The sequence below is a fragment of the Thalassovita mediterranea genome (genome assembly GCA_019448215.1).
GTDB lineage: Bacteria > Pseudomonadota > Alphaproteobacteria > Caulobacterales > Hyphomonadaceae > Henriciella.
The window spans coordinates 1964819-1978835 of record CP080408.1 but is presented as its reverse complement, the minus strand read 5'-3'; the positions used below and the strand labels follow the sequence as shown (position 1 = coordinate 1978835).

At 60.6% G+C, this 14017-nt stretch carries 14 protein-coding genes; 10 read left to right on the top strand and 4 right to left on the bottom strand.

Annotated features, from left to right (window positions below; genetic code table 11):
- The first annotated feature begins 36 nt into the window (after positions 1-36).
- From KUV46_09940 to KUV46_09895, 10 genes are all read left to right on the top strand, one after another.
- Entirely contained in the window at positions 37-1416 is a 1380-nt protein-coding gene (locus tag KUV46_09940) for a sel1 repeat family protein (protein QYI99672.1), read from the top strand.
- A gap of 93 nt (positions 1417-1509) precedes the next feature.
- Positions 1510-2688, top strand: a complete 1179-nt coding sequence (gene mnmA, locus KUV46_09935) for a tRNA 2-thiouridine(34) synthase MnmA (GenBank protein QYI99671.1) — start codon at positions 1510-1512, stop codon at positions 2686-2688.
- 211 nt (positions 2689-2899) lie between these two features.
- A complete protein-coding gene (locus KUV46_09930; GenBank protein ID QYI99670.1) occupies positions 2900-3178 on the top strand; it encodes a DUF1153 domain-containing protein in 279 nt (92 codons plus the stop codon).
- A 122-nt stretch (positions 3179-3300) separates the two neighbouring features.
- Complete coding sequence (locus tag KUV46_09925) at positions 3301-3966, top strand: hypothetical protein (GenBank protein QYI99669.1); 666 nt, start codon at positions 3301-3303, stop codon at positions 3964-3966.
- Complete coding sequence (locus KUV46_09920; protein QYI99668.1) at positions 3963-4904, top strand: hypothetical protein; 942 nt, start codon at positions 3963-3965, stop codon at positions 4902-4904. The genes KUV46_09925 and KUV46_09920 overlap by 4 nt, the downstream gene beginning before the upstream one ends.
- Positions 4901-5269, top strand: a complete 369-nt coding sequence (locus KUV46_09915) for a hypothetical protein (protein QYI99667.1) — start codon at positions 4901-4903, stop codon at positions 5267-5269. The genes KUV46_09920 and KUV46_09915 overlap by 4 nt, the downstream gene beginning before the upstream one ends.
- A gap of 95 nt (positions 5270-5364) precedes the next feature.
- Positions 5365-5622 carry a FliM/FliN family flagellar motor switch protein gene (locus KUV46_09910; protein QYI99666.1) on the top strand — a complete coding sequence of 86 codons (258 nt, stop codon included), beginning with the start codon at positions 5365-5367 and terminating at the stop codon, positions 5620-5622.
- Between the two features lie 144 nt (positions 5623-5766).
- Complete coding sequence (locus KUV46_09905; GenBank protein ID QYI99665.1) at positions 5767-6774, top strand: hypothetical protein; 1008 nt, start codon at positions 5767-5769, stop codon at positions 6772-6774.
- A gap of 1 nt (position 6775) precedes the next feature.
- Positions 6776-7627, top strand: a complete 852-nt coding sequence (locus tag KUV46_09900) for an AAA family ATPase (protein ID QYI99664.1) — start codon at positions 6776-6778, stop codon at positions 7625-7627.
- Between the two features lie 124 nt (positions 7628-7751).
- Positions 7752-8471 (top strand): response regulator transcription factor, encoded by a 720-nt coding sequence (locus KUV46_09895; GenBank protein QYI99663.1) that lies wholly within the window; start codon positions 7752-7754, stop codon positions 8469-8471.
- Between the two features lie 77 nt (positions 8472-8548).
- On the opposite strand, the gene KUV46_09890 is transcribed toward KUV46_09895, so the two are convergent.
- The 4 genes from KUV46_09890 to dnaK all read right to left on the bottom strand — a co-directional run bounded on the left by KUV46_09890 (position 8549) and on the right by dnaK (position 13994).
- Positions 8549-10030, bottom strand: coding sequence for an aldehyde dehydrogenase family protein (locus KUV46_09890; protein ID QYI99662.1), 1482 nt, complete (start codon positions 10028-10030; stop codon positions 8549-8551).
- A gap of 94 nt (positions 10031-10124) precedes the next feature.
- Positions 10125-10637 carry a hypothetical protein gene (locus KUV46_09885; GenBank protein ID QYI99661.1) on the bottom strand — a complete coding sequence of 171 codons (513 nt, stop codon included), beginning with the start codon at positions 10635-10637 and terminating at the stop codon, positions 10125-10127.
- Positions 10634-11971: a mechanosensitive ion channel family protein gene (locus KUV46_09880; protein ID QYI99660.1), complete on the bottom strand. Its 1338-nt coding sequence runs from the start codon at positions 11969-11971 to the stop codon at positions 10634-10636. The genes KUV46_09885 and KUV46_09880 overlap by 4 nt, the downstream gene beginning before the upstream one ends.
- 112 nt (positions 11972-12083) lie before the next feature.
- A complete protein-coding gene (gene dnaK, locus KUV46_09875; GenBank protein ID QYI99659.1) occupies positions 12084-13994 on the bottom strand; it encodes a molecular chaperone DnaK in 1911 nt (636 codons plus the stop codon).
- Between the last annotated feature and the right edge of the window lie 23 nt (positions 13995-14017).

Genomic DNA, 14017 nt, shown 5'->3' with positions numbered 1-14017 from the left:
TCCGCTAGACTGTTCGCATCACGGTAAGGGGACACCATGATGCGTATCCGGATACTCGTCGCCGCTTTCATCAGCGCGCTTGTTTGCCTTCTCGCGGCTGCACAATCTGATGTGGCTTCGCAGATCGAAGAGGCTCAGCAGCTTGCAAATGAGGGGAAGTATCAGGAGGCGCGCGCCATTCTTGAACCGCTAGCCCGAGAGGGGCAGGCAGCGGCGCAATATGCAATGGGGATCGTTTACGCCAACGGCTTTGGCGTGCCTGAGTCCAAGTCTACCGCGCTGGACTGGTTCAAACAGGCCGCAAGCCAGGACCATGGCCGCGCGCTCTATCATGTCGGCCTCTATTATGATCGTGGCATCGGCGTAGCGCCGAACAGCTTTCTCGCACTCGAGAACTATAAACGCGGCGGCGAGGCTGGTGATGGAGAGGCAGCCTACAATGCCGGTCAGATTCTCCTGACCAGAGAGAACCGTTCCGCCGAAGATGAAGCGCTGGGCACACGCTACATCCTGCTCTCTGCCCGGGAAGAGACGCCGCGCGCGCTGATCGCGGCTGGGTGGGTCTCAGAAAACGGTATCGGGGTGGACCGCAACCTCACGGCAGCTTTGGGATATTACCAACGTGCTGACAGAGCCGAACACGCCATGGCAGAGTACTTTCTGCACGATCTGCTCGACCTGATGAGCGCTGAGGCCAAAACGTATTTGCAAGCTGGCAACCCAGAGGACGCCATGCGCCTCTATGATGCCATGTGCGAAGGGACAGTTTTTGAGGGGTGCTATCAAGCTGGGTATCACCGGCTTCGCGGCAATTCGGGGGTCCAACGAAACAGAACGCGGGCGCTTCGTGATCTGCGATTGCCTTGCAAGCACCTCTACAAGAATGCCTGCGCCTATCTGAGCGAAGCTGTTCTGTTCTCCAATGGTCCCTACGAGCAGTCCGATATCACTGTCACCCGTGAACGGCTGGAAGATGCCTGCAACACCGGCGATCAGAGCCAGTGTTACAACCTCGCCTATATGAAGGCCGATTACCGCTTCAGGATGTATGATCTGGATGGCGCGATGGCGCTTCTGAAGACAGCCTGCTGGGATGAAAACTATTCAAAGGCCTGCGGCCCCTATGCCGAGCTGTTTAACCGGCGCTATCCCGCACAGGCGCCGTCCGGCGGGTCTTCATCCTCCGGCGGCAACTTCTGGTCGGCGCTAGCGGGCGCGATCTCCGGATATTCTTCTGCGGTGAGCGGCGCTTCCTATCAGTCCAGCTATGGCAGCTACAGCTCTGGCGGACAGAGCTATGGGCAACAGGCGCGAAGCAATGCCTATGCGCGGAACCTTCAGTTCAACGAGATGACCAGAAGGATCGAACAATACGGTTCGACGGCTGGCTGCAGCCAGGGCAACCAGTATTGCTGACACCCTGCTCCTGACATCCCCGCCAGGATCGACTATGTAGCGCGCTTCAAATTGATGTTTCTGCTGCGGGCCTTGAACCCGCTGGAGGATGAGATGACTGATACGAAGATCGCCCCTGCGGGCGAGCTCAACTCGCTTGGGCTGCCAAAACCCCCGTCTGAAACCCGCGTCGTGGCCGCCATGTCTGGCGGTGTCGACAGCTCTGTCGTTGCCGCAATGCTGGCCGATGAGGGCTATGATGTCGTGGGCATCACGCTGCAACTCTACGATCATGGCGCCGCCATCGAGAAGAAAGGCGCCTGCTGTGCAGGTCAGGACATCCATGATGCGCGCAATGTCGCCGATCAGGTCGGCATCCCGCATTATGTCCTCGACTATGAAAGTCGGTTCAAGGAACAGGTGATGGAAGATTTTGCCGACACCTATATGGCCGGCTCCACACCCATTCCCTGCATCCGCTGCAACCAGACCGTGAAGTTCAAGGACCTCCTCGCCACAGCGAAGGAGCTTGGCGCCGACTGTCTGGCGACGGGGCACTATATCCGCCGCACCGACGGGCGGGACGGGTCAGAGTTACACCGCGCCGAGGATGCCTCACGCGATCAGTCCTATTTCCTGTTTGCGACGACCCGCGAGCAGCTCGACTATCTGCGCTTCCCGCTGGGCGGCCTGCCCAAGACGCGCGTGCGCGAGCTGGCGGAGAAGTACAACCTGCCCGTGGCGTCCAAGCCGGACAGCCAGGACATCTGCTTCGTGCCGCAAGGCTCCTATGCCGATGTGGTCAAGAAACTGCGCCCGGCGGCCGGTCGCGGCGGTGAGATCGTGCATCTCGACGGCCGTGTCCTCGGCGAGCATTACGGCGTCATCCATTACACGATTGGCCAGCGCCGCGGCCTTGGCGTTGCGACGGGTGAGCCGCTCTTCGTGGTCAAGATCGATGCGGCGACGCGCCGGGTCATTGTCGGCCCGCGCGAGGCGCTGCTGACGGCTGGCCTGACAATGGAAGAGCTGAACTGGCTGGGCGATGGGAGCCTTGAGGCGGCCTGCGACCAAGGCCTGCCCGTGCTGGCGCGCGTGCGCTCGACCCGTGAACCGCTTCCCGCGCATCTTGGTTGGTCAGGCGATGAGCCTGCCGTCTTCTTTGACATCCCGGAAGAAGGGGTCGCGAAGGGCCAAGCCTGCGTCCTGTACGATTTTTCATCAAAAAGTCGCGTGCTTGGCGGAGGCTTTATTGCCTCCACAATCGCCGCAGATGAACGATTGAGCGCCTAAAAATAAAGGAAGTTGTCCGGTTCCGGCACACCTGACCCAGCCGGGGACAGGTTTGCAAAGCCTTGCTTAATGGGGCCTGCGAGAACGTATCGAATTTTCATGAAAACTCACAGGCTTCGCTGAAAGGTCATTTAAGTCCCCCGCGCTAGAGCAGAGTTCGGGGCGCAAAACGCGCCTTCAGGACTTCAACCGCTAAGAAATGGTGGATCTCATGGCGCAGCAGCACGCAGCAAGAACTCTGAGCATTAAAGGGCCGGATGGCCAGGTCATGACCAGGGAGGATCTGCCGCCGCCAGGTATCCGGCGATGGGTCACGCGTCGCAAGGCACAAGTGGTTGCTGCCGTTCGCGGAGGTCTGCTTTCCAAGAATGAAGCGTGTGAACGCTACGCCCTGTCCGAGGAAGAGCTGGCCGGCTGGTCGCGCCTCTATGACGAGTTCGGCACCAAGGGTCTGCGCACCACGCGCCTGCAGCAGTACCGCGCCAACTAGGTCTGGCACTCCATCATCCCTGCCGAACCGCTTTGATCCGTTAAAGCGCCGTTTACGCTGACAGGCCTAGCCTTGCGGGAGTTTTCCCGAGGGGCTGATCCATGACAGCAGGCAGGTCAATCATGCCAGGAGGCACGCGGCTGGTGGCGCTCATTGCGATCGCCATCACTGCGTGCCTTTTCGCATGGCGCGCCAATACGCTGCTATCGGATGGTGCCCCGCCGCCCAATTCGCAGACCTTTGAGCAGCGCCAGCTGACGAGCCTGCTGGAGCCGGTTTTCGGTGCGCAGAATGTGCGTGTCGCCACGCACACAGGCAGCGATGGCAACCAGCAATTCCTGCTTCTGGTCAATTCCACTGAGCGCAGCGTGCCTGTCGACCGGATAGTCTTTGACCGCGTTGTCACCATCCTTGAAACGACCGCCGGATATGACCGGGCCGCTGACAGCCTGCATATCCAGCCCTTCGCCTTTGCGCCGGGCACCGCTGGCGGCCTCCGGACGGTTGAGATGTATGAGCTGGGCGCGCTTGGTGCGGTCGCTGTTCTCATCCTGATCTTCATGCTGTTTCCAGCGCGGATGCGTGAAGAGGCCTCTGATCCCTTCCCGCGTGCGGATGGCCCGCTCGAGCTGAAGCCCGCAAGCAAGGTGATGCACGCATCTGCTGAGCCCGGCGAGCCTGCGAACGAGGATGAGTTCATCGACGTGAAGGAAGCTGCGCTTCGGGACCCCAAGGCCGTGGCGCGCGTCGTTCGCGGCTGGCTTTCATCAGATGAGGGCGAGAAATGAGCCTTCCAGCCCTTCAGCAGACTGAAACCGTTCCGCAGATCGCAGGCCAACCTGGCCTCAACCGGGCTGCACGCCTGATGCGCCTGCTTGGGCCCGCAGCCGCTGGTGTCTGGAATGAGCTTTCGGCCGGTGAAACCGCCAACCTCCGACAGGCCATGACGGCAGGCCCGATCCGGCCGCAGGCAGAAGACGCGGCCGCGCTTCGCCGTGCCCTCTCGCGCCAGCCTGAACTTCCCGCCGGCGAGCCACAGAACATCTGGCAGCGCCTTTGTGACATCGACGCAGACACACTGGCCGACATGCTGGAAGGGGAGCACCCGCAGACGCTGTCGCTGATCCTGTCGCAGATGCCAGCGCCTGGCGCCGCGAAACTTGTCCACGCCCTGCCCCGACCCGCTGCGATCAAGGCGATGCGCGGACTGATGCTTCTTGGCCCGGTGCACCCGGCGACACTGAAGACGATCGAGGGACAACTTGAGGGACTGGCTGCGAGCCGCGCCGATGGCCTAAAGGCCGCGGGCGCGGTTGGCGTTGCCCGCATCTTTGACCGGCTGAGCAATGGGCTGGAGACGTCTTTCCTCAAGGCGCTTGAGACTTCAGACCCCGGCTGCGGCGAACGTATCCGTGCGCACATGTTCACCTTTGACGACCTTGCCGCGCTGGAGCCTGCCGCAATCCAGACGGTTCTTTCGCAGATCGACCGCGCTGTCCTGGCGCTGGCGCTCAAGGGCGCCGGCAAACCTGTGCGGGACGTCTTCCTGCGCAACATGACCAAGCGCGCTGGTGAGCTTCTGGTCTCTGAAATCGAGGCGACCGGTCCGGTAAAACGCTCGCGCGTCGAAGCGGCTCGTACCGAGATTACCGACATTGCCCGTCATCTGGCGCGCCAGGGCGACATCCTCGCGCATGACGACATTGACGATGAGCTGATCGAATGAGCGCCGCCCGCCAGCTGACCGTGACCCCGTTCGAATTTCGCAGCGACTTCAGCGCGCCTGCCCCTGCCCCTGCCCCGATCGGGCCAGAGAAGATCTCTATCAGCATCTCCGAACTGGCTGCTCTTCTCGAAGATACACGGCGCAGCACGATGGACATGGTTCGTGACCGCGAAGCCAAGGCACGCAATGCGGCCATCGAGCGTTCATCCGACGCGCTTCGGATTGCCCTCCTGCAAATCGTCGAACTGGCGAATGCCCTTGAAAAGGCGTCGGTTTCAGAAGCCGTCCGCCAGGATGCCAAGGCACGGATTCGCAAGATTGCATCCGAGCTCGTTGACGGACAGGGCAATCTCTTCCAGAGGTGATTCGAACCTGAAAATTCGAGGGGCGAGCTCGCGCGGTAACCCGCGTGAAACCATTTCAGCCAACCCTTGATGCCGAAACTGGGAGGAGCGACACGATGAGCGGGCGTGCGTCTGGATCAAATCTGCTGGATGTGCCTGTGCGTGTCGACGTCATTCTCGGCGAGGCGCGAATCCCGATCGAGAAGCTGAGCGCGATGCGCGGCGGCGAGGTCATCGCGTTGCAGAAATCCATTAATGAACCTGTGGACATCTACGTTTCCGACCAGCTTCTCGCGCGCGGACGCCTGATTATCAGCAATGGCCAGCTGGGCGTGAAACTCTCTGAAATCCTTGACGAAAAGCAGGCCGCCTGAGCCAGGCTCGCATCTTCTTCGCCTGAAGGTTGAGATGCAGAAACGGCTGAAAGTCTGGGGATAACTCTGCCAGTCCTAACGAATTGACAGAATTCGTTAACCTTTCTCGCCGACAACCGATCTCCAGAATGGAGTGATTTGCTCATGCGCATGAAAATGTTCGCAGCCGAGAGTCTGGAAGCGGCAAAGGCCATGATCTTTGCCGAGATGGGCGACGACGCCATCATTCTCTCGGAGCGCGAAGTCCCTGGCGGCGTTGAAGTCCGTGCTGCGACCGACAAGCTTGGCGGCGGCATGGTTCCGAGCGAGCCACGCTTTGTGACCCGTATTGACCGTACCGGCGTCATGGGACGTCCGCAGGAAAATCCACTGCGCAACCGCGTGCGCGACGCACTGCTCTGGCATGGCGCCCCGCCGCGCTTTGCTGACCGCGTTGCAGATGCCGGTATTCCGGCGAGCGCCAAGTCCAGCGACCCGGCAGATATCCTCGCCTGCGGCCTCGACGCGCTTATCAGCTGCCAGCCGATTGCCGCCCGCCCGGTGCGTGACATCATCCTTGTTGGCCCGCCAGGACATGGCCGCACGGCGACCGCCGCGAAACTGACCCGCAGGGCCGCCGTTGCTGACACGCGTATCCTTCCTGTGGCTGCCGACCTCGACGCCACCGCTGGCGGGGCGCAACTCGCAGCCTATCTCGAGCTTGAACAGGACCAGATCCGCGTCGCCCGCACGCCAGACGACCTCTTCGAATTGCTGCGCACCGCGCGCGAAGAAGGCGACCGCTGCGTGATCGACCTTCCGGCCATCGTTCCCTTCGACCGGGAAGACATGGCCAGCCTGAAAGACCTTATTGCCGTCATCGATGCTGAACCTGTTCTCGTCATGTCGGCCGAGGGCCACCCCGATGATCTTGCCGACGCTGCGCACGCCTTTGCCGATGCCGGTGTGAAGCGCGCGATCGTCTCCAAGCTGGATGTGACACGCAGGCGCGGCGGTATCGTCGCTGCACTTAGCGGCGCTGGCATATCCTTCGCCCAACTCGGGATCACCCCGTTTATTGGCGGCGGGCTCACCCCCGCAACACCGGCCCGGCTATCAAAGATACTGCTGGAAGAAGCTTCAGCAGATTTCGCACTGAGAGGAGCTGCATGAGATGAGCTTCATGCTTCCAAAATCGATGGACAGACCAAAAGCGCCGCAAGGCAAGTCTCATCACAGACGTGTTGAACCGGGTTCGATCATTGCGGTCGCATCCGGGAAAGGCGGTGTGGGAAAGACGTTCATGTCGATCACACTGGCCAGTGCCTTTGCCCAGCAGGGGCAGAGGACGCTTCTTGTTGATGGCGACCTTGGTCTTGCAAACGTAGACGTACAGCTCGGCATTGAGCCGATTACCGACATTGCTGCGGTGATCGCTGGCTGGGTTGAGCTTGAAGATGCGGTGACGCCGGTTGATGGCGGCGCTGGCGACGGCGGCTTTGACGTTCTTCCGGGCCGCTCTGGCTCCGGCGCGCTCGCAGAGCTCTCCACTGACGAGGTGTCCCGCCTCGCCGCTGGCCTGACGACGCTGTCGCTGCAATACGACAAGATCGTTCTCGACCTTGGCGCCGGTATCGAAGCCAACTGCATGCGTCTTGCGCGCGCCGCCGACAAGGCTCTGATCGTTATCACGGACGACCCGTCCTCCATGACTGACGGCTATGCCTTCATGAAGGTGCTTCGTGGCTACGCCCCGGATGTCGACCAGCATGTCGCGATCAACCAGGCGGCAAACCGCGCCATGGGTCAGCAGACCTATGAGGCGATCGCCATGGCCTGCCGCAAGTTCCAGGGCTATCGCCCGCCGCTCGCCGGCATCGTCCACCGCGACGAGAAAGTGCGTGAAGCGGTGCGTTGCCAGCGGACACTGATTTCGACCGATCCGACGGCACAGCCGATCCAGGATGCGATCGCCATCGCACAGACATTCATCGCCCGCTCGGGCGGACGGGACCTGCATTATTAAGAGGTGTGAACAAATTGGGGCGTTTTATTACCAGTGTTAAACTCTTGGTAATTCTCGCTCCATAGATTCACATTGGTTAACGGGGCGGCTACTGTGTCGCTAGACTGATTCGGGAGAGTGACACATGCGAGTGCTTCTAATTGAGGACGACAGCTCCGTCGCACGCAGCATCGAACTGATGCTCAAGGCGGCTGGCTTCAATATCTACACCACCGACCTCGGTGAAGAGGGCGTGGACCTTGGCAAGGTGTATGAATACGACATCATCGTGCTCGACCTCGACCTGCCAGACATCTCTGGCTACGACGTGCTCAAGCAGCTGCGCATGGCCCGCATCAATACGCCGGTCCTGATCCTGTCCGGCAATCCAGACATCGAAGCCAAGGTGAAGACCCTCGGCTACGGCGCTGACGATTACCTCACCAAGCCATTCAACAAGGATGAGCTGATTGCCCGCATCACGGCGATTGTCCGCCGCTCCAAGGGCCACGCCGAGAGCGTCATTCGCACCGGCGAGATTGTCGTCAATCTCGACTCCAAGACGGTTGAGGTCGAAGGCGACCGCGTGCACCTCACCGGCAAGGAATACCAGATGTTCGAGCTGCTCTCGCTCCGCAAGGGCGTGACGCTCACCAAGGAAATGTTCCTGAACCACCTCTATGGCGGCATGGACGAGCCTGAACTCAAGATCATCGACGTCTTCATCTGTAAGCTCCGCAAGAAGCTCGCAAAAGCGACCGCCACCTCCGACAATCCGGACGGCGAGCATTACATCGAAACCGTCTGGGGCCGCGGCTATGTGCTGCGCGACCCGAAGAAGAAAGAAGACGCGATCGCTGCCTAGCGGACGCCTTCAAACCGAACAGTCAGGAAGCCCCGGCCCAAGTGCCGGGGTTTTTCTTTAGTCGCAGCCTCCCTGCCCTAACCAAGATCATCAAGTGAGTATGGATACTGGCGAGGCTCCCGCTGGATGGTGATCCAGTGGTCGGTGGTGAACGCGTCGACTGCCCAGCGGCCATTGAAGCGGCCGATGCCCGAATTCTTCTCGCCGCCAAACGGACTGAACGGAGAGTCGTTGACCGGCTGATCGTTCACATGGGTCATGCCCGCCTCGACCTGCTTGGCGAAAGCGACGCCGCGTTCAATGTCACCAGTGAAGACCGAACTTGAGAGGCCGTATTCCGTCTTGTTTGCGAGACGGAGCGCATCTGCCTCATCCTTTGCCCGCACAATCGGGGCAACAGGGCCAAAGATCTCATTGGTGCAAAGGCAGGAGTCCTCATCGACGTCGACGAAGACGTGCGGTGGGATGAGGAGACCATCGCGGTCTCCGCCCAGACGGCAATCAGCGCCTTCCGATTTTGCCTTCTCGATCAGCTCCATTACGCCATCGGCCTGGTCTTCGTTGACGAGCGGCCCGACAAAAGTGTCAGGCTTCGATGGGTCGCCGACCTTCAACGCCTTGGCGCGTTCCACGAATTTGTCCGTGAACTCATCAAAGATACTGTCATCGACGATGATGCGATTGATCGCCATGCAGATCTGTCCGGCATGCATGAACTTGCCCCAGATGGCGGCATCGACAGCCGCCTCGATATCTGCGTCATCCAGAACGACGATCGGTCCATTGCCGCCAAGCTCAAGCTCCAGCGGTTTCAGGATGGCCGATTTCGCGACCGTTTCGGCGATGCCCCGGCCGACCGGGGTGGAGCCCGTAAAGGAAACGAGACGCGGTATTTCATGCTCGATCAGCGCTGTTCCTATATCAGAGCCACCGCCGGGCAGGACGCTGACGAGGCCTTCTGGGAAGCCCGCTTCTTCCAGCAGCTTCGCAAAGATCGTCCCGCCAGTGACGATTGAATCGCTGGCAGGTTTCAGCACGACGCCATTGCCGACCGCCAGTGCCGGCGCGAGCGTGCGGGCGGTAAGCTGCAATGGGAAATTCCAAGGGCTGATGAGGGCGATGACGCCGACAGGTTGGCGATAGGATCGGGACTCCTTGCCGGGAATATCCTCTGGCAGGATACGGCCTTCCACCATGAAGGGCAGGACGGCCGCTTCGCGCAGGACGCCAAGGACGAGTTGCACTTCAAGCGCCGCTTTAACCTGCGTGCCGCCAATCTCTCGCGTGATCCAGCCCATGACTTCCTCGCGCCGCGCTTCGAGCGCGTCAGCGAACGCTGACATCTTGGCAGACCGCGCGGACGGCGGCAGGGCCGCCCATTCCTTCTGCGCTTTCCTGGCGGACTTGCATGCCTCATCAACGTCATCCGGCGTGGCCGCCTTCATTTCGAAGATGGCTTCACCAGAATAGGGATTGGTGTTGGTCAGCGTCTCGCCGGAACCCTTGCGCCATTTGCCGGCGAGGAAAATCTGATCGAGATCGGTGAAGGCTTCGGCCATGGGGCGCTCCTGTAACTGGGACAGAAACAGGAATTCCCGGCTGCGCCGACATGTTCCCCGGGTGCGACACGCTGGCCTGAGCTTACCGCCTTTCTCAGGCGGCGACGATATCGCGGAGACCGGAGAGAAAATGCCTGACGTCGGCTTCCGCCCCCGCGAGGTCGAAGGCATTCAGACTGTTTTCGGTCCAGCCTTCTTCCGGCTGCAGCACGCTTAACAGATCAGCATGTGTGCTTCGCTGGCTGCCCGAAAGCGGCAGTCGGTCGGCTTCTCGCAGGAGCAGCAGCAGGTCGTGGACTCGCCGCATCCGGTAAAAGACCGGTCCCATACGGGTCATCAGCTCTGGGTCGTCCCGCCAGGTGCGACCCGCGAAAACCTCCTGGACGACACGCTGCCCCGCCCCGTGGCAATCAAAAGCGACACAGCCTTTGAAGCCGCGATCCGAGAGCTGCTCGTGGATGCTGCAGGCATTGCACCCGTCGAGGTGTTTACACGGCTCGCCGCCTGCCTTGTCGAAAGCAAAAGCGTCGGACTTATCGAACGGCAAAAGCACGCAGCAGAGCGCGGCGCACTGGCTGCAATCTGCCTCAAGCGATGGAAGGCTCACTCGCCCTCCTCGCCGTCGCCAGCTTCGGTGCCCTTGTCACCGCCATCACCGTCAACGGCGCGCCCTTTCGGCTGCGGACCCCTGGTCGAGCGGCCACGGCCCTTGGCAGAGCCCTTGACGCTCTTGCTGCGGTTCTTGGACGGGACGTCGTTGTCACCTTCCTCCTCATCTTCATCATCGCCCGGCGGGCTGAAGGTTTCGGGTGCAAAACCGTCCGGCAGCTTCTCGAAATAGAGAGAGCGGCTTGGGAAGGCGAAGCTCGCTTCGTGCTCCTCGACCGTCTTCTTGATGAAGAAGGCGAGCTGTTCCTTGATGGCGAGCCATTCGCCCCAGGTCGTCGTCTTGGTGAAGCAGTAGACCATCAGGTTCACGGCGGAATCACCGAACTCATCGACATGGACAAAGGTCGACACATCGGAGGCTGGCGCAAAATCGTCAGTCTTCTCGATATAGTCGGCGATGGCGCCGCGGATCTTGTTCAGCGTCTCGCTGTCGGTGCGGTATTCCAGCCCGATTTTCCAGTAGATCCGGCGATGCGTCATGCGCGAGAAGTTGACCAGTGGATTATCTGCCAGCTTGGCGTTCGGCACATAGACAGGTGCCTTGTCGAAACGGCGCACCGTCGTAGAGCGAAAGCCGACATCCTCCACAGTGCCCTCGACGACGCCATCGACGAAGACCCAGTCGCCCTTGGCAAGGCGCTGCTCCGCGATGATGGTCATGCCAGCGATGAGATTCTTGAAGAGGTCCTGCGCCCCGAGTGCGACGGCGACAGATAGAAGCGACAGCGAGGCAAGGAATGGAATGACCGGAATGCCCCAGACATTCAGGATCGCCGCGCCGCCGACAAAGACGATGATGCCCTGAAGGATGCGCGTCACCCAGCCGATGAACGTATCACCAAGCACCTGCTGCACGCGCCCAGCAAGCTTCAGGAGCGGTTTCACGATGCGGTAAAGCGCCCAGAAGATCGCAAAGATGATGACCGACTGGGTCAGCGAGATGAAGAAGGTGTCGACGTCGCCCTCTGCGCCCATGGCCTGCGCGGCAAAGAAGATACCGGCAGCCACCGGCAGGAGCGAAATCGGCGCCTTCAGCGCCTCGACCAGCTTGTCGTCGAACTCCGTTTCGGTCTCGCCTGCCATCTTGCCGATGGTGGCGACAATGATCTTGGCGATGAGCCCGCGCGCAAAGAAGGCGATCAGCAGGATGACCAGAGCCAGGACGCCCCGGCCGATCGGCTGGCCCAGAAAGCCGGTGCTCAAAACACTCTCAACCTGTGTCCAGAAATCCTGAAGTGACTGGACGAAACCGAGTTCGGTAAGCTGTTCCATCTGTGCTTCCCATTCCTGGGCCAGCTCGCCTCGGACGCGCTGCCCCGTCTTGTCATAGCAAAACGCCCCGCAAGTGTATTGCGGGGCGCTTCAGTGTCAGATGAGGGTGGGTTTAGGCCGACTTGCGGTCGTCGTCCACCTCTTCGAAGTCAGCGTCGACAACGTCATCGTCGCTCGAGGCTGCATCGGCTTTCGCATCGGTTTCTGCCGCTTCTTCCTGCTGGCTGGCATAGATTGCCTCGCCCAGCTTCATGGCAGCGGTCATCAGCGCCTGATGCTTGGCCTGGATGTCTTCGAGGTTTTCGCCTTCGGCAGCTTTCTTCAGCTCCTCAGAGGCCTTCTCGATTTCAGCCTTCACCTCGGTGCCGACCTTGTCGCCATGCTCAGAGAGCTGCTTCTCGGTCTGGTGAACCAGAGCTTCGGCGCCGTTCTTGGCTTCGACCAGTTCGCGGCGCTTCTTGTCTGCTTCGGCGTTGGACTCTGCGTCCTTCATCATCGAGTTGATCTCGTCCTCGGAGAGGCCGCCATTCGCCTGAATGGTGATCTTCTGCTCTTTGTTGGTCGCCTTGTCCTTGGCCGACACGTTCACGATGCCGTTGGCGTCGATGTCGAACGTCACCTCGATCTGCGGCACGCCGCGTGGGGCGGCCGGAATGCCCTCGAGATTGAACTGGCCGAGGATCTTGTTGTCGGCAGCCATCTCACGCTCACCCTGGAAGACGCGGATCGTCACGGCCGGCTGATTGTCTTCAGCGGTCGAGAAGGTTTGCGACTTCTTGGTCGGGATCGTCGTGTTGCGGTCGATCAGGCGGGTGAAGACACCGCCCAGCGTTTCGATACCGAGCGACAGTGGGGTCACGTCGAGAAGGACAACATCCTTCACGTCGCCCTGCAGGACGCCGCCCTGGATCGCCGCACCGATGGCAACGACCTCATCCGGGTTCACACCCTTGTGTGGCTCCTTGCCGAAGAAATCCTTCACGGCAGCCTGGACGGCTGGCATCCGGGTCATACCGCCGACAAGCACGACTTCGTCGATCTCGGAGGTCGACTTGCCAGCATCGGCCAGCGCCTTCTTACAAGGCTCGATCGTGCGCTTCACGAGGTCCTCGACGAGGCTCTCATACTTGGCACGGCTTAGCTTGATGTTGAGGTGCTTTGGACCGGACTGGTCGGCCGTGATGAATGGCAGGTTCACTTCGTACTGCGTTGCGGACGACAGTTCCTTCTTCGCCTTCTCGGCTTCTTCCTTCAGACGCTGAAGGGCGAGCTTGTCCTTGGAGAGGTCAATGCCCTGATCCTTCTTGAACTCGCTGACGAGGAAATCGACGATACGAAGGTCGAAGTCTTCACCGCCGAGGAAGGTGTCACCATTGGTGGAAAGCACTTCGAAGACACCGTCGCCAATCTCAAGCAGCGACACGTCGAACGTACCACCGCCAAGGTCGTAGACGGCGATCGTCTTGTTCTCTTCCTTGTCGAGACCGTAAGCCAGCGCGGCAGCCGTCGGCTCGTTGATGATGCGCAGGACTTCGAGGCCTGCGATCTTGCCGGCGTCCTTGGTGGCCTGACGCTGGGCGTCGTTGAAGTAGGCCGGAACCGTGATGACCGCTTGGGTCACCGTCTCGCCGAGATAGTTCTCAGCGGTTTCCTTCATCTTGGTCAGGATGAAAGCGGAGATTTCCTGCGGCGCGTATTCCTTGTCGCGGCCTTTCACCCAGGCGTCGCCGCCCTTGCCCTTGACGATCTCGAACGGCGAAATTGCCTTGTCCTTCTGCGCGGTCGGGTCGTCGAACTGACGGCCGATCAGGCGCTTGATCGCATAGAAGGTGAAATCAGGGTTGGTGACGGCCTGACGGCGCGCCGGCATACCGATGAGGCGTTCGCCGCCTTCGGTGAAAGCAACCACGGACGGTGTCGTACGTGCGCCTTCTGCATTCTCAATGACCTTGGCTTCCTTGCCATCCATGACGGCAACACAGCTGTTCGTGGTGCCGAGGTCGATACCGATAATCTTTCCCATTTCTACTCTCTCTTCTTTCAGCC